Origin of the sequence: Sorlinia euscelidii (assembly GCF_036452135.1) — a bacterium.
GTDB classification, from domain to species: domain Bacteria; phylum Pseudomonadota; class Alphaproteobacteria; order Acetobacterales; family Acetobacteraceae; genus Sorlinia; species Sorlinia euscelidii.
Genome location: NZ_JAWJZZ010000001.1, coordinates 365,551 through 389,606, shown reverse-complemented (window position 1 = coordinate 389,606; position 24,056 = coordinate 365,551). Strand labels below are relative to the sequence as shown.

Below are 24,056 nucleotides of genomic sequence, written 5' to 3'. Positions count from 1 at the left end.
CGGTAGATACAGCAAATCTGGGGGCGCAAGCGATCAACCTGTCCCCGTTGCACCTTTTTATGCACGCATCCATCGTCGTGCAGCTTGTCATTCTGGGGCTCGTTTTCTGCAGCGCCTTTGTCTGGGCCGTCATTATTGAAAAATATATGTCGGTCCGGCGCGTCAATCGTGAAGCGGACGCTTTTGAGGAGCGCTTTTGGTCCGGCGGCAGTCTCGACGATATCTATGAAGCGGAGGGGGCAAAACCCTCCAACCCCATGGCGGCCGTCTTCGGCGCGGCGATGGGGGAGTGGCGACGCTCCGCCCGGATCAACGGTGCGGATATGAGCCGTGGCGGCGTGCGGGAACGTGTTGATCGCGCCATCACCATCACCGTCACGCGGGAAATGGATCGTCTCGGCAAGCGGCTGATCGCGCTGGCGACAATCGGCCCGGTTGCGCCTTTTATCGGCTTGTTCGGGACGGTTTGGGGCATCATGCACGCATTCGGGTCCATCGCCGCGCAGCACAATACCAACCTCGCCGTCGTCGCGCCGGGTATCTCCGAAGCCCTTTTCGCCACGGCGATCGGGCTCCTGACGGCCATTCCGGCTTATGTCGCCTATAACGTGACCAGCGGCGCTCTGGACCTTTTTGCTGAGCGTCTCAATTCCTTCGGGATTGAGTTTGCCGCAATCCTGTCCCGTCAGTCAGAAGAGCGGAGCTGAGTCATGGGCATGCCATCTGCCGGAGGGTCGCGGCGGGGGCGGCGCTTTCGTCCCAGCGCGGAAATCAACGTCACCCCGCTTGTCGACGTCATGCTGGTGCTGCTCATCATCTTCATGGTGACAGCGCCGATGCTGACGAGCGGCATCAACGTCGATCTGCCGAAATCCAGCGCCGCGCCGCATAATGTCGATGTCAAACCCGTCAATGTCTCCGTCAAGGAGGATGGGACGATCTATCTGGATGACCATCCCGTGGCGGAGCAGGATCTCGTCGCGCAATTGCGTGAGCGGGTGCATGACGACCAGCAGCAACGCATTCATGTAAGGGGGGATCTGCGGCTGAGTTACGGCCAGGTGGCCCGTATCATGGCCATGATTGCGGGGGCCGGTTTCAAACGCATCGCGCTTGACACGCGGGAACAGCCGGCGGGCCAATAGGGAAGGGGTCGACATTGCACCGTCCTCTCTCTGCGGATACGCGGCGTTTCCGGCGTTCAGCTGTGGCGTCCGGGTTGCTGCATCTTGGCGTGATCCTCTGGATTGTCATCCATATGCATGGGTCCGTCCCGCCGGAGCCACCCCCACTTGACTCCGTCGATGTCACGCTGGATGTGGATGCGCCACCGTCGATCCCGCATAAGTCCGATCAGCTTTCGAAAGAGAAGTCGCCCGCCCCTGCGCTCGTGATGGAGGATGCGCCGCCCGCGCCGGACGTGCCGAAAGACGTGCCGAATGAGGAGCCGCCGCCCGCCCCGCCACCGCCGCCGCCCATCCCTCCCGCGGCGACAAGTGACGCGCAGACATTGCCGGAGCTTAAACCGATGGAAAAGCTCCCGGATGACGATGCGGAGCCGATCAAGACTGTCCCGACGCCGCCTGCACCACCATCCGCAGCGCATCAGGTGGTGCCGCCTCAGGCCCTGACCCGCAAGGACGTCGCGCCGCCCAAAATTTACCAGCCATCGCACATCGCGCAGCCCAATGTGACGAAGAAAATGCAGACGGATTCCCATTCCCTGCTTTCAACACTTGATGCGTTCCGCGTTGATCAGAAGCAAACCCACCCGCCTAAGGCGCGTGCCAATCCGAAACAGGGTGGTGCCCCGAAGGGGGCTGGCGCGCCGGAAGGGGATATCACCAGCGCCTTGACGCCGACGCAGCGCGGGGCCATCGGGCAGGGCGTGCGACGGTGCTATACGCAGGATACAGCCGCGCAGAATTACGCCAGTTTTTCCGCCGCGTTGGAAATCACCGTGGATGCGCAGGGCGTTGCGCGTCGCGCGGAATTATCTGCCGATACAATCCGGCGGGCGGAGTCAGATCCTGTCTTTCAGGTTTTTGCTGAGCGCGCGCGTCAGGCTGTTTTAAGCCCGACTTGTGCCAAGCTGCGTCTGCCGCCGCAAATGCTCGGGGATGTGCATCGGTTGAAGTTCATTTTTAGGCCGTAATCTTCGGCCAGGATCATTGACGGAGGAGCTTGATATGCGTGGCACTGATATGTTCATTGGTGATGACGAGGCTGAAAGCCTGCGCCAGTTCCTCCTCTCTCGTCGGACAGCGCTTGGCATGGGGGTGGCCGCGATCAGCCTTTCCGCCCTCTCACCCCGTTCTGGCTTTGCGCAAGGTTCAGGCCAGTCGGGCGCCGCCATCACGGTCGATCAGGCCCGCTCTGCCCCGATCCCCATTGGCATTCCCAGCTTCGGACCCGGCCTGGGTGCGCAGATCAGCGAGGTTATCGCCGCGGATCTGGGCAATACGGGGCTTTTCAAGGTGCTGGCCTCGTCCCCCGGCGCACCTGACTTCGACATGCTGAAAAGCGAGGGTGCGCGCGCCGCTGTCAGTGGCAATGTATTGGGGAGCGGCGATGTGCAGGTTGAGATGCGCCTTTGGGACGTCCTGACCGGCGGGCAAATCCAGGGCACGCGTTATTCCGCCAATCGGGCGAACTGGCGCCGCATCGCACATATCATTGCGGACGTCATTTACGAGCGTCTGGTGGGTGAAAAAGGGTATTTCGACACGCGCATTGCTTATATTTCCCGCACGGGTCCGGGGCGTCAGCTGACGACGCGGCTGGCCATTATGGATCAGGATGGGGAGAACGCGCATATTCTGACTCAGGGACGGTGGCTGACCTTGACACCACGATTTGACCCGCGACAGGATCGCCTCGCTTTTATGTCGTACGCCAATAACCGCCCGCGCGTTTATCTTTTTGACATTAAGTCGGCGCAGCAGAGATTGCTCGGCGAATTTCATGGTATCTCCTTTGCGCCGCGTTTCTCTCCCGATGGTCATCAGGTTGTGCTGTCTGCTACACGGGCGGGCGGTTCTGATATCTGGGTGGTTGATCTCGCTTCCGGCGTGAAACGGCAGATCACCAGTTCAGGCGCGATTGATACGAGCCCCTGTTTCAGCCCCGATGGCACGCAGATTGTCTTTAACTCGGATCGCGGCGGGTCGCCCCAGCTTTATATCATGAGCGCATCCGGCGGTAATGCGCGGCGAATTTCCTACGGTCAGGGGAGTTACGGCTCCCCCGTCTGGTCGCCGCGCGGGGATGTGATTGCCTTCAGCCGTATCGCCAATGGCAGTTTCTCCCTTGGTGTGATGGGGCCGGATGGTGGGGGTGAACGTATCCTGACAGAGGGCTTTACGGTTGAAAGCCCCACATTCTGCCCGAATGGGCGCGTGCTGGCTTATTGCCGCCAGACGCGGGCCGGACATCGCGGCGCAGGTTTTTCAACGATGATCGACACAATCGATATTACCGGTTTTCATGGACGGACGATTCCAACGCGCACCGGTGCGTCGGACCCGGCCTGGTCACCTTATAACGGTTAAGATTTTCGGACAGGAAGCGGCGCATTTTCTGGGGAACCCGCCAATACTCCATTAAGGTTTCTCAGGTGGTTCCGTGGGAACTTGACCGCCTCCGAGAAGTTTGATTATGGAAGAATTGGACGCTTTATGTCCAAAAAACGCTGCGCGATGGGGTTTGAATTCATCCCTCATCCTAGTAGTCGATCCGTTTATCTGGTTCGGACCTGATGTCAGGCCGGCCTTTCAGGATGGCATATTATGAATTTCAAACTCTTAAGCTGTGTCGGTATCGCGCTTGCGTTGACCGCGTGTTCCGGTAAGCCAAGCAATACCGGTTCCACCGATGGCAATGGCGCCGTCGCACAGGAAACGGGCGTGACGCCCGGCAGTGAAGCCGATCTCGTCGCCAATGTCGGGGACCGTGTCTATTTCGCGCTCAATCGCAATGAGCTTTCCAGCGATGCGCAGGCGACGCTGGATAAGCAGGCGGAATGGCTGGGGCGTTACCCGCAAGTGACCGTGCAACTCGCCGGTAACTGCGATGACCGTGGGACGGAGGAATATAATATTGCTCTCGGCCAGCGTCGCGCCAATGCCGCGCGGGATTACCTCGTGGCCAGAGGCGTGAGTGCGTCGCGCATCACCACGATTTCCTACGGTAAGGATCGTCCGACAGCGCAGGGCGATAATGAGGAAGCGTGGTCGCAGAACCGTAATTCAATCACGTCTGTTCAGTAAAAACATGTCGCCCGCAGCCGGATAAAAGCTTCGGTTGCCGGCGGGCTTTTTATCATTTATCGAATGTAGTCGGCACGGTCCTGGATCGCGCCGACAATAAACTTTACCTGCAGGCTGGATTGATCCTCGCATCATACGGCGTGGAGAGACAAATTGCGACATCACAACGCTAAATGGTTGACCCGATTTTCCTGCATCACCGGACTCGGACTCGTGATCCTCTTTTCCACTTCGCCGCTCAGCGCGCGCGCGGAGGATGAAGGCGGGACGCGAGACCTCGTCGCGCAATTATTGCAGCGCGTGGCCGCTCTGGAAGCGTCGCAACGGGAATTGCGCGGTGATGTCGACCAATTGAGTAATCAGGTCAAAACTCAATCTGAGGCGCTCAATAAAAAACTGGAGGACGCGCAGTTCAATGCGGGTGCGGGCTCAGGCATGGCGGCCAAAAGCAAGGATGCCGCGGCACCTCAGGAGAAGACGGAGAGCGCCCGAGCCGCTCCCCCCGCAGACCTCATCAAGCAGGGCAAAGCGGCACTTTTAGCTCGCAATTTCGATGTCAGCCAGGCGAAGGCGCAGGCGGCCATCAAAGCAGCGCGTGATACGAAGACGAGAGTCGATGCACGCTTCCTGCTCGCGCAGTCTCTCGCTGGGCAGAAAAATTATAAGGGGTCGGCACTGGCCTATTTTGACGCGTACAAGGCCGCGCCCCGCGCTGTTTCCGCGCAGGAATCCCTCCTCGGTGTCTCGGCCTCCATGCTGGCCCTGGACCGTCGCAAAGATGCGTGTGAGGCTTTGGGGAAATTGAAACATGATTTTCCGGACATGTCATCGCGCATCCACAAGGCCTATAATTCATTCTTCCGACGGGCGCATTGCGGCTGAGTGAGTTTCTGCCGGTTCACGAGGCTGAATTCGCGGGGTTGATGACGCCTTACGGGCCGTTCCCTGCCGATGAGGCACGTTATCGCGTTGCCGTTGCGGTTTCCGGCGGTGCGGATAGTCTCTGCCTCGGCCTTCTGGCGCATCGCTGGCGCGCGCGCAGCGTCGCCCTGATCGTCGATCACGGGCTGCGTCCCGAAGCCGCGCGGGAAGCTCAGGAAACGCAGCAGCTTCTGACCCGTCAAGGGGTGGAAGCTCATATCCTTCGCCTCACCCATCTGTCGAAAATGCGTGGCGTGCAGGCGCGCGCGCGCGCGGCGAGATACGACATCTTCACGCGATGGTGTCGTCAACATGGCATTATGGATCTTCTCGTGGCGCATCATCGCCGCGATCAGGCCGAAACGTATTTTTTAAGAAAGGAAAAACGGAGCGGCGCGGCCGGCCTCGCCGGAATGGCGGCGGCCCGTTTCACACCCGACGTTCGGATCATCCGCCCGTTACGCGATATGCCCCCCGAACGATTGCGCGCAACCCTTGACGCAGAAAATATAAAATGGGTTGAGGATCCATCAAATCTCAACGCGCAATTTCGACGCGTCGCGATCCGGCAAAGCGTGTCAAAGCAGGATATTGACCGCGCTTTGAGCGAGACGCGCCGACACGCCGCTTTGCGTCAGAAGGCTGAGACGAGCCTCGCCACATATTGCGGACAACTTATTCCTCATCCTTTTGGCTTTGTCCGTATCTTGGGGGAACTGCCATCCGCTGACATATTGTCGCGCATTTGCCAGGCTGTTTCCGGTGCGGACTGGGCGCCGTCAAGGAGACGGCTGGCGCAGCTCCGCGAAGCCCCTCAAGACACCACGTTGGGTGGCGTATGGCTCTTCCAGCGTCGACATGCGGGTGTGACGCGAGGCTGGTGCCTTGTCCGGGAGCCTGTTGCGGCCGCGCAGCTCATTAATGTCGATGATGCTGCGCTGGCGGAGGATCTCATCTGGGACCAACGCTGGCGCCTTCAGGGACGGCCCGTGCCGGGTATCGCCATCCGCCGCCTCGGCAGGGCTGCGTCGCAATTCAAATCGCGGGACCTGCCCGCACGCTGCCTCATGGCTTTGCCCGCCATCTGGCGCGGTGATCGGCTCATCGCCGTCCCCCACTTCGGATTCTGTAACGATGAGGCGGTGGCTCAACTCCGCTTTGTAGCGTGGCGGCGCGCACCCGTCACGGATGCATCCTTATGGTGCCAGGCGCCGCCCGAAGCCCCGTATTCGCGCCTGTGAACAGGATCCTCAAGGTCCTGCGACGGGATAAACCTGTTTTTTAACGACAAAGCGTCTTCAGGCGGGGTTGGTAACATGCGTGCTCATGCTTATGTTATCTTCACTCGGTTGAGTTTCCCTCTCATCTGTTCGACAATCCGTCATGTGCGACCACGCCCAAGCCGGGCTGTATTTTGGTAGAGAATCTTATGAATAAACTAGGGCGTAGTCTTCTGGTCTGGATAGCGGTCATCGTTGCGATCGTCATGGTCTTCGTGGCATTCCAGCCGCATGATGAGCATGCTGTGACGCAGCAGCTTGCCTATTCCGACTTCGTCCATGACGTTGAAAAGGGTCAGGTCAGGTCCGTCACCATCCGGGATCAGGACATTACCGGCAAATTGAAGGATGGCGTCGCTTTCCAGACCTATGCGCCGATTGACCCGACCCTCGTCTCGCGACTGACTTCCAAAAATGTCGAAGTCAACGCCAAGCCGCCTGAGCCTGAGGGAAGCCCGGTTTTAAGGGCGATCGCCAACTACCTCCCCATTATCCTGATGGTCGGCATCGTGATCCTGTTTCTGCGCCAGATGCAGATGGGGAATGGCAAGGCGATGAGCTTCGGACGGTCCCGCGCAAGGCTGCTGAGTGAGAAGCAGGGGAAAGTCACGTTTAATGATGTTGCCGGGATTGATGAGGCGAAAAGTGAACTGGAGGAAATCGTTGATTTTCTGAAAGATCCGCAGAAGTTCACGCGCCTCGGGGGTAAAATCCCGAAGGGCGCATTGCTTGTCGGGCCGCCAGGTACGGGTAAAACATTGTTGGCGCGCGCCATTGCGGGCGAGGCCAATGTGCCGTTCTTCAGCATCTCCGGCTCCGACTTCGTTGAAATGTTCGTCGGTGTCGGCGCGTCCCGCGTGCGTGACATGTTTGAGCAGGGGAAGAAATCAGCGCCCTGCATCATCTTCATTGATGAGATCGACGCGGTCGGGCGTCATCGCGGTGCCGGGCTGGGCGGCGGCAATGATGAGCGGGAACAGACACTCAACCAGATGCTGGTGGAGATGGATGGTTTCGAAAGCAATGAGGGCGTGATCCTGATCGCCGCGACCAACCGCCCCGACGTGCTTGACCCCGCGTTACTGCGTCCGGGGCGTTTTGATCGTCAGGTGGTTGTGCCCAACCCGGATGTGACGGGTCGGGAGCGCATCCTGCGCGTCCATATGCGCAAGGTTTCCCTCGGTAATGACGTTGACCCACGCGTGATTGCCCGTGGCACGCCCGGTTTCTCCGGGGCGGACCTCGCCAATCTCGTAAATGAGGCGGCGCTGATGGCGGCGCGTCTCGGCAAACGTTCCGTCAGTATGCGGGATATCGAGGCCGCGAAGGACAAAGTGCTGATGGGCGCGGAGAGGCGTTCCATGGTGATGAGTGAGGAAGACAAGCGTCTTACCGCTTATCATGAAGGTGGCCACGCCCTTTGCGCGATGCTGACGCCCGGATGTGACCCGGTGCATAAGGCGACGATCATCCCACGCGGGCGTGCCCTCGGCCTTGTTATGAGCCTGCCTGAGGGGGATGCTTATTCAAAGACGAAAAGCAAATGCCTGGCTGAGCTGGTTCTGGCCATGGGTGGCCGCGCTGCGGAGGAGATTATTTTCGGGAAGGAAAATATCTGCACGGGCGCCTCCAGCGATATCAAAATGGCAACGGATCAGGCGCGCCGTATGGTGACGGAATGGGGCATGAGCGAGAAGCTCGGCACAATTGCTTACGGAGATAACGGGCAGGAAGTGTTTCTCGGACATTCTGTCACGCAGAATAAATCCGTGTCCGAGGCGACGGCGCAGGAAATTGACCGGGAGGTGCGCGATATTGTGGAGCACGCTTACCGTCGCGCTCACAGTCTTTTGTTGGAACATATTGACGACCTGCATCGTTTGGCGAAAGCCCTGCTGGAATTCGAAACCCTGACAGGTGATGAGATCAGCCAGCTCCTGAAGGGGCAACCGATTGAGCGGGCCGATATCTCAGATGATGGGCCGGAAAACCGTCGGGCCTCCGTGCCGACCGTCAGTACCGGTTGGGGGGCAGGTCCCCTGACAGGTGCGGCGTCTCCGCAGCATGGATAGGAGGAGAGAGGGCTTCGGCCCTTTTTCTTCAAGTTTCAGTCCGGCCGCAAAGCCTGCGGCAATTTGTATGTTACAAGGCGATGTCAATGTCTAAAGCTTCGTCCACGCGCCGCCTCTTCGGTACAGATGGCATTCGCGGGCTTGCCAATTGTTTCCCCATGACGATCGATATCGCGCAAAAGCTTGGCCAGGCTGCGGGAATATTTTTCCGTCGGGGTGATCACCGTCACCGTGTCGTCCTGGGTAAAGATACGCGCCTGTCCGGTTACATGCTTGAGAATGCCCTTGTCTCCGGCTTTCTTTCGGCCGGGATGGACGTCACCCTGGTGGGGCCGTTGCCGACCCCGGCCATCGCCATGTTGACGCGTTCGCTGCGGGCGGATCTGGGCGTGATGATTTCGGCCTCCCATAATCCTTTCGGGGATAATGGCATCAAATTATTCGGCCCTGACGGCTATAAATTGTCCGATGAGGATGAGGCGAAGATTGAAGCGCTCATGGCGCAGGATCTCTCAGATTATCTCGCGCCACCCCAGGATGTCGGCCGTGCCTCGCGCCTCAATGACGCTGCAGGACGATATATTGAAAGCGCGAAAGCGTCGCTTCCCAATCGATGCCGACTGGACGGATTGAAGATCGTCCTCGATTGCGCAAATGGTGCGGCTTACCGGGTCGGCCCCACAGCATTGTGGGAACTGGGCGCGGATGTCGTTAAAATCGGTTGTTCACCCAATGGCACCAACATCAACCATCGCTGTGGCTCCACCGCGCCGCAAAGATTGCGTGAAGCCGTTCTACAGGAGAGGGCGGATATTGGCATTGCGCTGGACGGCGATGCAGACCGCCTCATCATAATCGATGAACGCGGGGAGATCGTTGATGGGGATCAGGTCCTGGCCTTGATTGCGTCCCATTGGCAGAGCGCAGGGCTTTTGCGCTCCAATAATATCGTCGCGACGGTGATGTCTAATCTCGGGCTGGAGCGCTTTCTGCAGGATCACGGACTTGAATTGCATCGCACCGCGGTCGGTGACCGCTACGTCGTGGAGCGCATGCGGTTTTTAGGTAGTCAGATCGGCGGGGAGCAATCGGGGCATATGGTGCTGTCCGATTACGGCACCACGGGTGATGGCCTCGTTGCCGCGCTTCAGGTGCTCGCTGTGCTTGTTGAAACGAAGAAGCCCGCCAGTGAGGCCTGCCGTATGTTCACGCCTTTTCCGCAGACGCTGCGCAGCATACGTTTCAGCGAGGGAAATCCACTTCAGGCAGATTGCGTCATCGACGCGCAACGCCATGCGGAGGGGCAATTGCAGGGTCGCGGGCGCATCTTATTGCGCGCCAGCGGCACGGAGCCGCTGATCCGCATCATGGTCGAGGCAGATGACGGGCAGCTTGTCGAGAACGTCGCGGATGCTCTCACGGAGGCTGTTGAGTCGGTCGCCAGACTATCAACACCGATAAAGTAAGCGTGGCCCGTAAAAACGGGCGCTTATAAATTGACCCCGGCAAGCATCTCAGTCAAAGAGACGCTTGCCGGGGCCGTGCGCTTCACCTTCGCAAATGTCGCTGGGTCCTAGGCGTTGATAAGCGACGATGGTTGCGGGTTTGTGACGCGGGAAACAGGTTGGAATTCCTCCCTCAGCACATAGCCGCGTCCCCAGACAGTGCCAATAAGATTATCAATACCGTGTTCCTGCAATTTGCGCCGCAGCTTGCAGATGAAGACGTCGATGATCTTCATCTCAGGCTCATCACGTCCACCATAAAGATGATTTAGGAAAGCATCCTTGGTGAGGATCGTGCCGCGTCGCAGCACAAGAAGCTCTAAGATCGCGTATTCTTTACCGGTAAGCGGAATGGAAACGCCGGAGGCAAAAGCGCTTTTGGCGTTAAGGTCAATTGTCAGATTACCCAGAGTAATGACAGCCGTGCTGAATCCGCGCGACCGTCTTGCGACCGCATGGAGACGTGCGATCAATTCTTCATCATCATAAGGGCGTTCGATAAAATCATCCGCGCCTGCATTGAACGTCGCAATCTTATCCCGGGCGGAACTGCCCTGTGACGTCACGATAATCGGCGTTTCAACGCGTGCGCGGCGGACACGGCGTATGACATCGCAACCGTCAAGGTCATCGATCGAGAGATCAACGATGGCGAGGTCATAATCATAGTGTTGTAGCATTTCAATCGCGTCGAAGCCGCTCCCCGCGTGGTCCACGGTAAACCCGCCTTGGTGAAGGGTCTTCAGCGCTGAAACACTCTCGCCACAATCATTTTCGACTAGAAGGAGGCGCATGTTTTCATTCTCCACATCTGATGAATTTTTATTACTACCTAGGTTTGATAAGGACAAGTCAATTACGCCTTCAATGTGAAAAAGTTTTTCCCATTGCTAAGTAATAGTTAAGGAGAACGTAAATTTCCAAGGGAAACCATTGATTAACAACAAAAAATAGGTTGAACCTTTTACTAAACTTCAACTTAGTGTTGCAGAATGAGCACGTTACGCTAAGATTTGAGAGGGCGACAATATCAGCCCATTCAGTTTAGCTTAACGTTTTGGACGTTATAAAGGTCCGTATTAAGAAAGAAGTTTTTAAAAATAATCTTTTCGGATAACTTGCAGCGTCAGATAACGAAGCGGGAACATTGTTCAGCGAGGAATCGGACTTAGGTGACGATGCATTCTATGTATGACATGCCGTCGGAGGAGATCTCCCTCCGGCAGCTCAGCATTTTGCGGAAGAGCGAGCGCAACTTGGCGCGCGCAAATGCCTTGGCGGCGTGTGAGCAGGAGGAAAGGCTTCGCTCTGAACGCACGCGCGTTGAGCGTGCGATCTATGAAGAGGAATATGAAGTCCTCGCACTTTCCATGGACGACGTTGAAGTTGAACAGTTTATGAGCTGGCTTCCGCAGGCACGCCGGGCTGTGTCAGAGGCGCGACGTCTTGAGGGACGGGCGCGGATTGACATGCTTTATGCCCTTACAGCGCTGGAGACAGCGTCCGCTGCTGTTGAGGAGGCGGACGTTGAGCGTCAGGTCACGCCGTCACGTCTTCCGCAATCTGTCTGATATTGCAGCTGACCTCTCACCGCTTTGCAGCCTGACCATTCCCAGGCTGAAAATCTTTTCAGCTGGACTGAAGGAGTCGATCAAGAGCTGTCAGAAGGCGTTGATGCTGTGCTTCTGAGCCTATAGTGATGCGGACCCAATCGGATATGCGTTGCGTCGCCATGTGGCGTACCAGAATATTTTCTTTCCTCAGATCCCGCGTCAGATCGTCGGCGCGGACATTGATATGGCGCGCCGCGATAAAATTCGCCTGAGAGGGCAGGATCGTGAACCCCCGCGCTTCCAGCGCGCGAGTCAGATCCTCCCGCAAGCGCGTTACCTGCTGCACCGTCTCCTCCAGCCACATCGTGTCCTCAATGGCGGCAATGGCGCCGGCCTGCGCCATGCGGGAGAGAGGGTAGGAGTTGAAGCTGTCCTTAACGCGGGTCAAAGCGTCAATCAGCTTCGGGTGCGCCAGGGCAAAGCCGACACGCAGCCCGGCAAGTCCCCGACTTTTGGATAAGGTCTCAACGACGATGAGGTTAGGGTTTTCGCTGACGAGGCTTGCGGCGCTCTCCGCGCCGAAATCGACATAGGCTTCATCAATCAGCACCACGCAATCCCGCCTTGCGCGGACAAGTCGCTCAATCTCCCGGCGGGGGAGGGCTAAACCCGTATTGGCATTCGGATTGGCAATGACAATTCCGCCAGCAGGCCGCGCGAGATAGGCATCGACGTTGATTGTGAAATCGTCAGAGAGCGGGACATGTTGATAGGTCAGACCGAATAAACGGCAATAAACGGTATAAAATCCGTACGTGACATCCGCGAAGAGTATGGGCCGATCGTCCTGCATCAAGGCCCGAAAGGCATGAGCCAGAACCTCATCCGACCCGTTTCCGACAAAAACATTGCCCATGTCACATGCGTAAAGCCGTGCGATTGATCTCCTCAAAGCGGCGGCTGTCGGGTCAGGATAGAGACGCAAATCGGCATTACACGCGGTGCGCAAGGCTTCGAGCGCGGCAGGTGATGGCGGGAAGGGCAACTCGTTTGTGTTGAGCTTGACCAGATCCGCTTCCTGACTCTGTTCTCCCGGAATATAGGGGTCCAACTGAGGGACGAGACGGCTCCAATAAGGGTTCATCATCTTACGTCCGATCCGTTCCAGAGCGGCATTGCCGTTCATCCGTCCGGGTCAGTTCAGCCCGTGAGTGAGCGAGGTCACGCGCGCAGACGCCGTCCACATCTTTCAGGTCAAGATCAGCGCCGTGCTCAAGGAGGAGCTTGACGATGTCATGGCGCTCAAACATCAGGGCGAACATTAAAGGCGTGCGACCCAGATGGTTTTGATGGTCGATCTTCGCGCCATGCTCAAGCAGCAGGCGCGCCACGCGCTCATGCCCTTTAAAAGCAACCCCGCTCAACGCGGTCGCGCCTTTCCTGTCTTCAGCATCCACCTTGGCACCGTGGCGCAGTAAAAGCGCCGCCGCATCGTAACGGTTTTTATATGTTGCAACAATCAACGCTGTGTGTCCGCGACTATCTGCCGCGTCAACCTCCATACCGGCTTCAATAAATTGTTTGATGGTGTTCAAGTCACCCTCACGCGCGGCATCAAGGAAAAGCGCGGCGATCTGCTCGTCCGTCAAGTGGCCTTCAGAGTCTTTTTCGCGCATTGCGAAGTCCTGTTCAATATGCTTCACCATCGTCGATTGCGGCACAGATGATGCGCCATTCGATCCCGCAATCGCGATATATATGGGAAATCTTGCACCAATCTTCCTTACTACGAAGGTTTTTCCCGCAGGACCAGCCTTTAAAACTGCGTTTAATGCACTATATTTCGCTTTGAGCCGTCTTGGCGGGGCAAAATCACGAAATGTTTATCTCGTGACGAAACCGTCATGATTGCTCCGGTTTAAGTGCAAAATCCACTTTTTATACCGTAGGTTAGCGGCTGTGACGCGGGGCCGCTGTTAATGAGCTGAGTGAAGAGATGATTTTTTTAGGCCACGCTCTTGCGTTCCGGCCGAAGCGTCCTAAAACCCTATCTGAAAATTCTGTGCAAAATATGTGTGATTTTCTGTCGGGTTGGAGTCGCCATATCGCTGCGCTACAGCGTCGAGCCGATTGCTGTGTCCTGTCTGTCGGTTCAACGAGATGATGAGAAATTGGAGGTCAGTTTTTGATGCGTTCTTTAAGTAACCAAGTCGCGTACAACGCGCAGGCGGGCTCTGGCGGCGCCGGTTCAGGTGATATCGCGCAGCTGACGATCAACACCATCCGAACCCTCTCCATGGATGCCGTTCAGAAAGCCAACTCCGGCCATCCTGGCACGGCCATGGCACTCGCCCCGGCAATGTATGCCCTTTGGCAGCATGAACTCAAATATGACCCCCAGCAACCGCTTTGGCCGGCGCGGGACCGCTTTGTCCTGTCAATCGGCCATGCTTCCGTCCTGCTTTACTCCACCATCTTCCTGACCGGCATCCGTGATATTGAACACGGCAAGGTGGTTGATCGCCCGTCCCTGACCGTCAAGGATATTGAGCAGTTTCGTCAGCTCAGCTCCAAAACGCCGGGCCATCCCGAATATCGCTTTACGTCAGGCGTTGAAACCACGACCGGTCCGCTGGGACAGGGCTGCGGTAATTCCGTCGGTATGGCGATCGCTGAGAAACATATCCAGGCGACGTATGGCCGTCCCGGCTTTGAGGATCTTTTCAGCCATTACGTTTATACGTTCTGCGGCGATGGCGACATGATGGAGGGTGTTGCCTCCGAAGCCGCGTCGACTGCCGGTCATCTGGGCCTCGGTAATCTGATCTGGCTCTACGACAGCAACCAAATTTCCATTGAAGGTTCAACGGAAATCGCGTTCACGGAAGATGTGGGCAAACGCTTTGAAGGTTATAAGTGGCATGTCCAGACCCTCAGCGACGCGAATGACGTCGATGCCATCCGCAAGGCGCTTGAGGCCGCGCGTCAAGTCAAGGACCGCCCCAGCCTGATCATCCTCAAGACGGTCATCGGTTACGGTGCGCCGAAAAAGGCGGGTACGGCGGCGGCTCACGGTGAGCCGCTTGGTGCGGAAGAAATTGCCGGCGCCAAAAAAGCCTATGGCTGGCCATCGACCGAACCTTTTTATGTGCCCGATGGTGTGCAGGATCATTTCAAACAAGGTCTTGGCAAGCGCGGTGCGGAAGCCTATGCCGCCTGGACGAAGAAATTTGCTGAATATACAGCGAAATATCCGGACGAGGCGGAGCAGCTTAAGGCGATTTACGAGCATCGTTTGCCGAAAGGCTGGGATAAGGACCTTCCGAAATGGGAGGCTGACCCCAAAGGTGTGGCCTCACGCGCCAGTTCCGGCAAGGTCATCAACGCCATTGCGAAAAATGTGCCCTGGATGATCGGTGGCTCCGCCGATCTCTCCCCGTCAACCAAAACGAACCTGACATTTGATGGGGCAGGGAGCTTTCAGCCCGCACAATGGAATGGCAGCTATGCGGGCCGCAACCTGCATTTCGGTGTGCGTGAACATGCGATGGGCGCCATCTGCAATGGTATCGCGCTTTCCGGCATCCGTCCTTACTGCTCAGGCTTTCTGATCTTCTCTGACTACATGAAGGCACCGATCCGTCTCTCCGCCATTATGGAGTTGCCGGTGATCTACATCTTCACCCATGACTCTATTGGTGTTGGTGAAGATGGTCCGACGCACCAGCCGATTGAGCAGCTCGCCCAGTTGCGCGCGACGCCAGGCCTGATGACAATCCGGCCTGCCGACGCCAATGAGGTGGATGCAGCCTGGCGCACGATCATGCCGCTGACGGAGAAGCCGGCCGTGCTGATCCTGAGCCGTCAGAACCTGCCGACGATTGACCGCAGCAAATATGCACCTGCGGAAAATCTCTCGAAGGGCGCTTACGTCCTGGCATGTTGCGGGTCGAAACCGGATGTGATCCTGATGGCGTCCGGGTCGGAAGTGGGCCTGGTCGTTGAGGTCTATGAGAAGCTGATTGCGGAGGGCGTCAAGGCCCGTGTCGTTTCCTTCCCGTCATTCGACTTGTTCGAAGAGCAGGATCAGGCTTATAAAGACAGCGTATTACCCCCTGATGTTAAGGGACGTGTTGCTGTTGAGCAGGCGGCCGCATTCGGGTGGGATCGATATACAGGGCAGGGTGGCGATATCATCGCCATGAACAGCTTTGGCGCTTCAGCCCCGCTCAGCGCGCTGCTGACCAAATTTGGCTTCACGCCTGAAAAGGTTTACGAGGCTGCCCTTAAACAGTCTAAACGGAAGTAAGACTTTGCTTGGGCCTCGTCAGTCTTCTGCCGAGGCCCTCATTTTTTGTTACGCCTTGCATTGCGGTTCCGAAACTTGTTTCGCTGCGGTGAAACCGTGAATGCCAAGGTGATGGTATGATGAGAGGAGGACGTCATGGGCGTCGAACAAAAGCCTAACGCGGGGAAAGTCGCAAATGTATTGCGAGGGATGGCAGAATTTGGCCAGTCTCCGTGGCTTGATTTCATCCAGCGTTCGTTCACCGCAGACGGCAGCTTGAAAAAACTCGTTGACGAAGATGGACTCAAGGGTGTCACGTCAAACCCTGCAATTTTTGAAAAAGCGATGGGCTACGGCTCAGATTATGACGCGCAAATCAAAGAATTGCTTGCTGACGAGATCCTCTCCCCCGGAGAGCTCTACGAGAAACTCGCCATCACGGATATTCGCGCCACAGCCGACGTGATGCATCCGGTTTTTGAGGCAACCAAGGGCCTCGATGGCTATGTCAGCCTCGAAGTATCGCCTTACCTTGCATTCGAGACGGACGCGACCGCTGACGAGGCGCGCCGCCTCTGGCGTGAGGTCGGATGCAAAAATCTGATGATTAAAATCCCTGGCACGCATGAGGGTGTCCCGGCCTTCCAGCAGGTGACGTCGGAAGGGATCAGTGTCAATGTCACGCTGCTCTTCTCCTTCGCCGCCTATAAAGATGTGTTGGAAGCCTATCTGAAAGGGCTCGAAACCCGCCATGCGCGCGGTGAGTCGATTGACAAGATCGCCAGCGTCGCGTCCTTCTTCGTCAGCCGAATTGACGGCAAAATTGACGCTGAAATTGATCGTCGCGTCAAAGAAGGCGATAAGGATGCCGAGGCCCTCAAGGCGCTGCGCGGCAAAGTGGCGATCGCCAACGCCAAGATGGCGTATCAGCACTACCTTGAGGTCATCAAGTCACCACGCTGGCAGAAGCTTGCCGCGGCGGGGGCGCAGCCTCAGCGTCTGCTCTGGGCGTCGACAGGCACGAAGGATAAAGCCTATTCAGACGTGCTTTATGTTGATGAGCTGATTGGTAAGGAAACGGTCAATACCATTCCGCCCGCCACTTTTGACGCTTTCCGTGACCATGGCAAACTACGCGCGAGCCTCACGGAGGATGTCGAAGCTGCACGCCATGTGATGGATGAGCAGAAGCGTCTCGGCCTGAATCTTGACGCGGTGACGGAAACCCTCGTGACGGAAGGCTGTGCCTCCTTCTGTGACGCTTTCGACAAGTTGCTGGGTGCCGTCGCGCAGAAGCAGAAGGCAATGCTCGGTGACAAGGTGTTGAAACAATCCGTTCAACTCCCTGAAGCGTTGAAAAAAGATGCCGCGGAAATCACCGAAGCGTGGCGCAAAGAGGGTAAGCTCCGCAAACTCTGGGCACGTGATCCATCTGTCTGGACGGGCGGTGAGGAAGCAAAGTGGCTTAAATGGCTCGATATCGTTGAGGAGCGTCTTGCGCACGCGGTGGAGCTTGAAGCTTTCGCGCATGATGTGCGGGCACGGGGTTTCACCGATGTGCTTCTGCTCGGTATGGGCGGGTCAAGCCTCGGGCCGGAAGTGATTGCCGAAACGTTTGGCCGTCACGCCAATTTCCCGAAACTGCATGTTCTCGACAGCACGGACCCGCAGCAGATCAAAGCATTTGAAAATGCTGTTGATCTCAAGAAAACATTGTTCATCGTGTCCTCCAAATCCGGTGGGACGTTGGAGCCGAATATCCTGAAAGCTTATTTCTTCGCTGCGGCGGAGAAGGCCCTCGGCAAGGCGCCCGGCGCACATTTTGTCGCGGTGACTGATCCCGGCTCCCACATGGAGGAAGTCGCGAAGAAAGATCTTTTCTGGAAGATCTTCTACGGCGAGAAACAGATTGGGGGACGTTTCTCCGTTCTCTCCAATTTCGGGCTGGTGCCGGCGGCGGCGAGTGGGCTTGACGTTAATGCCTTCCTGCGTTCAGCCCTCCATGCTGTTAAATCCGCCGCTGCGAGCAATCCACCGGCGCAAAATGAGGCTTTCCAGCTTGGTGCGATCCTTGGTGCCGCGGCGACGCGTCACAAACAGGACAAGGTCACGATTATTGCCTCACCTGAGATTTACGATCTCGGTGCCTGGTTGGAGCAGCTCATTGCCGAGTCAACGGGCAAGAAGGGCACGGGCCTCGTGCCGATCGATGACGAGACGCTCGGCGGCCCCGAAGTCTACGGGAAGGATCGCGTCTTCGCCTATCTTCGCCTAAGCGATAAGGCTTCGGCGGCGCAGGATAAGGCGGTCAAGGCACTTGCTGAGGCGGGTCACCCCGTTATCACCATCGACCTTGCGGATAAAATGGCAATCGCGCAGGCTTTCTTCCATTGGGAGTTTGCAACAGCGGTCGCGGGCTCGGTCCTCGGTATCGACCCGTTTGATCAGCCAGACGTCGAATTCAGTAAAGTCGAGACGAAGAAGCTCACGAACGCTTTCAATGAGACGGGCAAATTGCCGGATGAGGCAGCTTTCGCAAAAGATGGCGCTTTTGCCTTCTACGCGGATGCGTCCAACGCCAAAGCTTTGGCGGGTCACGATGTGGGGACGATCCTCAAGGCCTTCTTCGGTCGAGTCAAAGCGGGCGATTATATCGGCTTGCTTGCTTACATCGCGCGTGATGAAAAGACGCGGGCCTGGATTCAGGATGTGCGGCTGACATTACGTGATCACCTCAAAGTGGCGACGGCTGCCGAGTTTGGTCCCCGCTTCCTGCATTCGACGGGGCAGGCTTATAAAGGTGGCCCGGATAGCGGTGTCTTCCTGCAAATCACGGCTGAAGATCACGCTGATCTTCCCGTGCCAGGCGAGAAATTCACCTTTGGTGTTGTCAAGGCAGCGCAGGCACGGGGTGATTTCGATGTGCTGTCCGAACGCGGCCGCCGCGCCTTGCGTATCCACATAAGTGGGCCGCTTGAGGCCGGACTGAAGGCACTCGCGGAGGCGATCAGCAAAGCGTTGTAATGTGGATGCGGCCCGACCTCCATCGGGCCGTTTCTCCGAAGAGAAATCACGTTTTCGTAACGTGTTTGAAGGTTTAAGAGAATGCAAATTGGTATAATTGGTCTGGGCCGGATGGGTGGCAATATCGCGGTGCGTCTGACGCGCCACGGCCATGACGTCGTCCTTTTTGATCGTGATCAGGCAGCCGTGTCCCGCACGGCGGAGCGGGCGGAATCCGGCCGTGGCAAGCCGGCGAGCAGCGTATCGGATGTTGTCAGCAAGTTGACGGCGGCGCGTAAAATTGTCTGGGTGATGCTGCCTGCCGGTGACATTACCGAAGCCTGCGTGCAGGAGCTTCATGGGCTGCTCGGCAAGGACGACATCGTGATTGATGGCGGAAATTCCTACTATAAAGACGATATGCGCCGCGCGAAGCAGCTGGCCGAGAAAGGTATTCATTACGTCGATGTCGGCACATCCGGCGGCGTTTGGGGCCTTGAGCGCGGCTACTGCATGATGTATGGCGGCACGAAGGACTCAACGGATCATATTGACCCGATCCTGAAGGCCCTGGCGCCGGGTAAAGGCGATGTTGTGCCCACAACGGGGCGTGACCGTGACGGCCTCGACCCGCGCGCTGAGGAAGGTTACCTGCATTGCGGTCCCGCAGGTTCCGGCCATTTCGTCAAGATGGTGCATAACGGCATCGAGTACGGCATGATGCAGGCTTTCGCAGAGGGCTTTGACATTATGCAGTCCAAGAGCTCTGATGTTCTGCCGGAAGACCAGCGCTTCGACCTCAACACGGCGGATATTGCTGAAGTGTGGCGCCGTGGCAGTGTCGTTTCCTCATGGCTGCTTGACCTGACGGCTGACGCTTTGGCGAAAAACGGCTCCCTGTCGGAATTCTCCGGTGAAGTTGCCGATTCCGGTGAGGGTCGCTGGACGATTGAGGCCGCGATTGAGGAATCCGTTCCCGCGCCCGTGATCATAGCGTCGCTTTTCACACGGTTCCGCTCACGCTCCGGCAATAATTTTGCCGAGAAAGTTTTATCGGCCATGCGCTTTGGTTTCGGTGGTCACGTCGAGAAGAAGTAAGCATTTTACGGGGGCGGCGAAATGCCGCCCTCCCATTCCGAAAACTTCTGCCTTCGCTGCGTTTTTCGATTAGATAGATTTTTATAAGGGTAAGTTGCGCAGGCGGCGTAAATTGTCGCAGGTGGGGCTTAAAGGGCTGGTTATGAACGACGTTTTGACGAGCGACCGTGAGATGCTGTCGCCAACACAGTCATTGCGCAGATTGCGCAAGGCGCCACCGGGTGTCATGGTCATTTTTGGCGGTGGCGGTGATCTTACCAAACGTCTCCTTATCCCGGCTATTTATAATCTCGATTGCGCCGATTTATTGAGTGACGAATTCTCGGTAATCGTTGTCGATTGGGCTGAGATGACGTCAGAGACGCTTCTGGCGCAATTCCGGGAATCCATCGATGATTTCGTCAGTAAACGCGGTTCCAGCGCTGCCAAACTAAAGGAGGAGAACTGGGATCGTATCACGGGAAATATCCAGTATATTCGTGGATCATTTGAGGAAGAGAGCACTTATACCCGTTTGAAAGAGGCCCTGGGTGAGCGCAGTGCCGTTTTTTACCTGGCTGTTGCAGCGCGTTTCTTTGGCCCTGTTGTTGACCTTATCGGCTCAACCGGCCTCGCGCAAGAGACTGAAAATTGCTCACGCCGTGTTATCATCGAAAAACCTTTCGGCTCTGACCTGAATTCAGCCAAAGAGCTGAATGCGCGCCTTTTGCGCTCGCTCGGTGAAACGCAGATTTACCGCATTGATCATTATCTCGGAAAAGAGACGGTGCAGAATATCCTCGCCCTTCGCTTTTCAAACGGCTTTTTTGAGCCGCTCTGGAATCGGGATAATATCGATCATATCCAGATCACCGCGGCGGAGACAGTGGGGGTTGAGCGTCGGGGTCGCTTTTATGAAAGCACGGGCGCTATACGGGATATGGTGCCGAATCACCTGATGCAGCTCCTTTCAATGGTGGCGATGGAAGCGCCGACGTCTTTCGATGCGGAAGCCGTCCGAAATGAAAAATCAAAAGTTCTGAGCGCGATCCAGCCTGTCACGCGTGAGAATGCCGTGCGCGGCCAATATGTCAGTGGTTCCTTCAAAAATGGTGACCATGCGGAGGCGCTGCGCGGCTATCGGGGTGAGCCCGATGTCTCGATGGGGAGTGAGACGGAAACGTACGTCGCCATGAAGCTGCGGATCGATAATTGGCGCTGGGCCGGTGTTCCGTTTTACATCCGCACGGGGAAGCGTCTTCGCTGCCGCAAAACGGAAATCGCCATCCATTTCAAGCAGGCGCCTTACGCACTTTTCCGCGATACGCCGGTTGATAAATTGACACCCAATATCATGGTGCTGCACATCCAACCGACGGAAGGGGTGACGATGCAGTTTTCTGCCAAAGTCCCCGGCCCCTCCGTCCGACTTGGCGGCGTACGCATGAAGTTCGATTACTCGGACTGGTTTCAGGAAGGGCCCAGCACGGGTTATGAGACATTGATCTATGATTGCCTGATCGGTGACCAGACATTGTTTCAACGCGCGGACTCGATTGAGGAGGGATGGCGCATCGTGCAGCCTGTGCTCAGCCAGCAGAGTGCGGAGCAGCCACCCTTATGTTTCTATGCGGCAGGCCTCGATGGCCCGCGTGAGGCTGATGAGCTTCTATCACGCAACCGCCGCAAGTGGCTGCCGCTCAAGTAATTTTTCAGGGAAAAGGGAGGGGGCTTCATATGGGACAGCCGGATGATCAACCTCGTCAGGAAAATAGCTCGGCCGCAACGACGATCAGACTGGTCGTTTCCGACATGGACGGGACCATCCTCAATAAGGGGAAGATCCTGAGTGAGGAGACACTGCAAGCCGCACGGAAATTATCAGCGCAGGGGATCAAGCTCTGCCTGGTCAGTTCCCGTTTTCCACCGGGGATGGAGAGGTTCCGTCGCCAGATGGGGCTGGATACGCCTCTCGGCGCGCTCAATGGTGCTGAAATCGTCGATTCCCAGGGTAAAATCCTTTCATCACTGACACTCGCGCCGGAAACCGTTCAGCACGCCTGCAGGATTTTGCAGGAAAACGGCGTTGATGCGTGGCTCTACAGTCAGCGTGACTGGTATGTGACGGATAAATCAGCACCACATGTCCAGCATGAGAGTGATGTCGTCGGCACGCCGCCACAGGTGGTTGATGATCTCAGCGCCCATTTTCATCAGGTCGGTAAAATTCAGGGCGTATGCGATGATGCGGAGAAGCTTGAAAAGCTTGAACGTGACATCGCTGAGACGTTGGGAGACGCGGCGAGTGTCCATCGTTCAAGCGACTATTACCTCGATATTACGCCACAAAAGGCCAATAAGGGCTTTGCTCTGAAGTTCCTCGCCGCGCATTATGGTTTCAGTCTGGAAGAGGTCGCCTGTATCGGTGATATGAGCAATGATGTGCCCATGCTCAAGCTCGGCCAGGTCTCTATCGCCATGGGCAATGCGCGGGATGACGTCAAGCGTCACGCGAAATATGTGACCGCAAGCAATGCGGAGGAGGGCTGGGCCAAGGCGATGGCGCAATTCGTCCTCCCTCATGCGCCGGTTACCGGAATAAACAGGAAGGAAACGCCATGAGCGGCGATACCGTCAAAACAGCGAAAATCATCGTCCGTGCTGATGGCGCGGAGGTCGCTCTCGATATGGCGCAACGCCTTGTCGCGCTGGCTCAGGCCAGTAAAGATACTTTCCGCATCGCCTTGTCAGGGGGCAGCACGCCGAAAAAGCTTTTTGAGCTTCTGGCCTCGCCTGGTTTTGTCGCACGTATGCCGTGGGAGCGCGTTGCATTTTACTATGGCGATGAGCGTCACGTGCCCCATGATGATGCCGCCAGTAATTACCGTATGAGTTGTGAGACGCTGTTTAATCATGTTGCAGCCACGGAGGGGCGCGTTTACCCGATCCCGACCCATGGCACAGCGGAAGAGGATGCGGCTTCCTATCAAAAGCTGCTACAGGCGCATTATGGCGCGCCGGATCTTGACCCGGCGCGGCCGTTCTTTGACGTTGTCATGCTGGGGATGGGGCAGGACGGGCATACAGCGTCACTTTTCCCCCGGCAACCCGTTTTGCAGGAGCGTGAGAAGTGGGTTGCGACATGTGTGCCGGATGATGCGCCCCATACACGCATCACCCTGACCTACCCCGCCATAGCCTCCAGCCGGCATGTCGTTTTTCTGCTTGAGGGCAGGGGAAAGGCAGAAATGTTCCGCCGTGTCCGATCGGGCGACGATGCGTTACCCTCCAGCCATGTCACGTCACAGGGTGAGATGACGTTTCTATGCGACAAAGCCGTTACTGAGGGCGTTTCATGACCGGCTTATCATCGGAAGACATCTCGCATCAGCGTGACGCGCAGCTTCAATTCAAGCGGGAGGCGGCGCAGGCTGCCGTAAAATATATTGAAGACGGCATGGCGGTCGGGCTGGGAAGTGGCACGACAGCAAGCGTCATGATTGATGCGCTCGCCGTGCGCGTCAAAAATGAGAATCTCCGCATCCGGGCGATCCCGACTTCGGAAGCAAGCGGAGAACAAGCGCGGCGGCTGGGGATCACTTTATCGGATTTCGTCCAGGACCCTATTCTCGATATTGCCATCGATGGCGCGGACGAGGTCCATCGTGAAACTCTGACGCTGATTAAAGGGCGTGGCGGCGCGCTCTTGCGGGAAAAAATCGTCGCCTCGGCGGCACGGAAATTCATCGTCATTGTCGATGATCGGAAAATCGTCGATTCTCTCGGTTCCCGCATGCCTCTACCGATTGAGGTCATCCCCTGGGGGTGGGAGCGTATCCAGACCCTGCTGATTTCCAAAATCGGGGCGCGCACAGCGCATCCCCGGACAGAGAAAGACGGCAGGATTTATCAGACGGATAACCATAATTTCATCCTTGACTGCGTGTTTGACCCGATCACCGATGCGGCCTCCCTCGCACGTGACATCGCAGCGATCACGGGCGTTGTTGACCACGGACTTTTTATCGACATGGCCTCAGAAGTGCTTGTTGCAGGTCAGAATGGCGTGGCAAGTTTACGGCGATAACG

Annotated in this window: 20 protein-coding genes; 17 read left to right on the top strand and 3 right to left on the bottom strand. The window is 57.0% G+C overall.

What is annotated here, in order from left to right; genetic code table 11:
* The first annotated feature begins 59 nt into the window (after nucleotides 1–59).
* The 9 genes from tolQ to glmM all read left to right on the top strand — a co-directional run bounded on the left by tolQ (nucleotide 60) and on the right by glmM (nucleotide 10,007).
* Nucleotides 60–707, top strand: a complete 648-nt coding sequence (tolQ, locus tag CGLAMM_RS01880) for a protein TolQ (protein ID WP_394819737.1) — start codon at nucleotides 60–62, stop codon at nucleotides 705–707.
* 3 nt (nucleotides 708–710) lie between these two features.
* A complete protein-coding gene (gene tolR, locus CGLAMM_RS01875; protein ID WP_394819578.1) occupies nucleotides 711–1,145 on the top strand; it encodes a protein TolR in 435 nt (144 codons plus the stop codon).
* A 14-nt stretch (nucleotides 1,146–1,159) separates the two neighbouring features.
* Entirely contained in the window at nucleotides 1,160–2,155 is a 996-nt protein-coding gene (locus tag CGLAMM_RS01870; RefSeq protein WP_394819579.1) for an energy transducer TonB, read from the top strand.
* A gap of 34 nt (nucleotides 2,156–2,189) precedes the next feature.
* Nucleotides 2,190–3,551, top strand: a complete 1,362-nt coding sequence (gene tolB / locus CGLAMM_RS01865) for a Tol-Pal system beta propeller repeat protein TolB (protein ID WP_394819580.1) — start codon at nucleotides 2,190–2,192, stop codon at nucleotides 3,549–3,551.
* A gap of 237 nt (nucleotides 3,552–3,788) precedes the next feature.
* Nucleotides 3,789–4,268: a peptidoglycan-associated lipoprotein Pal gene (gene pal, locus CGLAMM_RS01860; protein ID WP_394819581.1), complete on the top strand. Its 480-nt coding sequence runs from the start codon at nucleotides 3,789–3,791 to the stop codon at nucleotides 4,266–4,268.
* A gap of 177 nt (nucleotides 4,269–4,445) precedes the next feature.
* Nucleotides 4,446–5,150, top strand: a complete 705-nt coding sequence (locus CGLAMM_RS01855; protein WP_418115277.1) for a tetratricopeptide repeat protein — start codon at nucleotides 4,446–4,448, stop codon at nucleotides 5,148–5,150.
* Nucleotides 5,141–6,430, top strand: coding sequence for a tRNA lysidine(34) synthetase TilS (tilS, locus tag CGLAMM_RS01850; RefSeq protein ID WP_394819583.1), 1,290 nt, complete (start codon nucleotides 5,141–5,143; stop codon nucleotides 6,428–6,430). Before CGLAMM_RS01855 ends, tilS begins: the two co-directional genes overlap by 10 nt.
* Before the next feature lie 188 nt (nucleotides 6,431–6,618).
* Nucleotides 6,619–8,541, top strand: coding sequence for an ATP-dependent zinc metalloprotease FtsH (ftsH, locus tag CGLAMM_RS01845; protein ID WP_394819584.1), 1,923 nt, complete (start codon nucleotides 6,619–6,621; stop codon nucleotides 8,539–8,541).
* 86 nt (nucleotides 8,542–8,627) lie between these two features.
* Nucleotides 8,628–10,007: a phosphoglucosamine mutase gene (gene glmM / locus CGLAMM_RS01840; protein ID WP_394819585.1), complete on the top strand. Its 1,380-nt coding sequence runs from the start codon at nucleotides 8,628–8,630 to the stop codon at nucleotides 10,005–10,007.
* A gap of 107 nt (nucleotides 10,008–10,114) precedes the next feature.
* Here the strand turns inward: glmM and CGLAMM_RS01835 are convergent, their stop codons facing one another.
* A complete protein-coding gene (locus tag CGLAMM_RS01835; protein WP_394819586.1) occupies nucleotides 10,115–10,840 on the bottom strand; it encodes a response regulator transcription factor in 726 nt (241 codons plus the stop codon).
* A gap of 378 nt (nucleotides 10,841–11,218) precedes the next feature.
* On the opposite strand from CGLAMM_RS01835, the gene CGLAMM_RS01830 reads away from it, so the two are divergent.
* Entirely contained in the window at nucleotides 11,219–11,617 is a 399-nt protein-coding gene (locus tag CGLAMM_RS01830; protein ID WP_418115276.1) for a hypothetical protein, read from the top strand.
* Nucleotides 11,618–11,675: 58 nt separating this feature from the next.
* Here CGLAMM_RS01830 and hisC read toward each other — a convergent pair whose 3' ends face one another.
* The gene (gene hisC, locus CGLAMM_RS01825) at nucleotides 11,676–12,743 is read right to left on the bottom strand and encodes a histidinol-phosphate transaminase (RefSeq protein WP_394819738.1); all 1,068 of its coding nucleotides are present in this window, start codon (nucleotides 12,741–12,743) and stop codon (nucleotides 11,676–11,678) included.
* A 4-nt stretch (nucleotides 12,744–12,747) separates the two neighbouring features.
* Nucleotides 12,748–13,275: an ankyrin repeat domain-containing protein gene (locus CGLAMM_RS01820; protein WP_394819588.1), complete on the bottom strand. Its 528-nt coding sequence runs from the start codon at nucleotides 13,273–13,275 to the stop codon at nucleotides 12,748–12,750.
* A gap of 512 nt (nucleotides 13,276–13,787) precedes the next feature.
* Between CGLAMM_RS01820 and tkt the strand changes: the two genes are divergently transcribed.
* From tkt to rpiA, 7 genes are all read left to right on the top strand, one after another.
* Nucleotides 13,788–15,908, top strand: coding sequence for a transketolase (gene tkt, locus CGLAMM_RS01815; protein ID WP_394819739.1), 2,121 nt, complete (start codon nucleotides 13,788–13,790; stop codon nucleotides 15,906–15,908).
* 135 nt (nucleotides 15,909–16,043) lie between these two features.
* Nucleotides 16,044–18,911, top strand: coding sequence for a bifunctional transaldolase/phosoglucose isomerase (locus CGLAMM_RS01810; protein ID WP_394819589.1), 2,868 nt, complete (start codon nucleotides 16,044–16,046; stop codon nucleotides 18,909–18,911).
* Nucleotides 18,912–18,992: 81 nt separating this feature from the next.
* Nucleotides 18,993–19,988 (top strand): phosphogluconate dehydrogenase (NAD(+)-dependent, decarboxylating), encoded by a 996-nt coding sequence (gene gnd / locus CGLAMM_RS01805; protein WP_394819590.1) that lies wholly within the window; start codon nucleotides 18,993–18,995, stop codon nucleotides 19,986–19,988.
* Between the two features lie 142 nt (nucleotides 19,989–20,130).
* Entirely contained in the window at nucleotides 20,131–21,675 is a 1,545-nt protein-coding gene (gene zwf, locus CGLAMM_RS01800; protein ID WP_394819591.1) for a glucose-6-phosphate dehydrogenase, read from the top strand.
* A gap of 29 nt (nucleotides 21,676–21,704) precedes the next feature.
* A complete protein-coding gene (locus tag CGLAMM_RS01795; RefSeq protein ID WP_394819592.1) occupies nucleotides 21,705–22,589 on the top strand; it encodes an HAD family hydrolase in 885 nt (294 codons plus the stop codon).
* Nucleotides 22,586–23,326, top strand: coding sequence for a 6-phosphogluconolactonase (gene pgl, locus CGLAMM_RS01790; protein ID WP_394819593.1), 741 nt, complete (start codon nucleotides 22,586–22,588; stop codon nucleotides 23,324–23,326). The genes CGLAMM_RS01795 and pgl overlap by 4 nt, the downstream gene beginning before the upstream one ends.
* Nucleotides 23,323–24,054 carry a ribose 5-phosphate isomerase A gene (gene rpiA, locus CGLAMM_RS01785; protein WP_394819594.1) on the top strand — a complete coding sequence of 244 codons (732 nt, stop codon included), beginning with the start codon at nucleotides 23,323–23,325 and terminating at the stop codon, nucleotides 24,052–24,054. Before pgl ends, rpiA begins: the two co-directional genes overlap by 4 nt.
* Nucleotides 24,055–24,056: the final 2 nt, after the last annotated feature.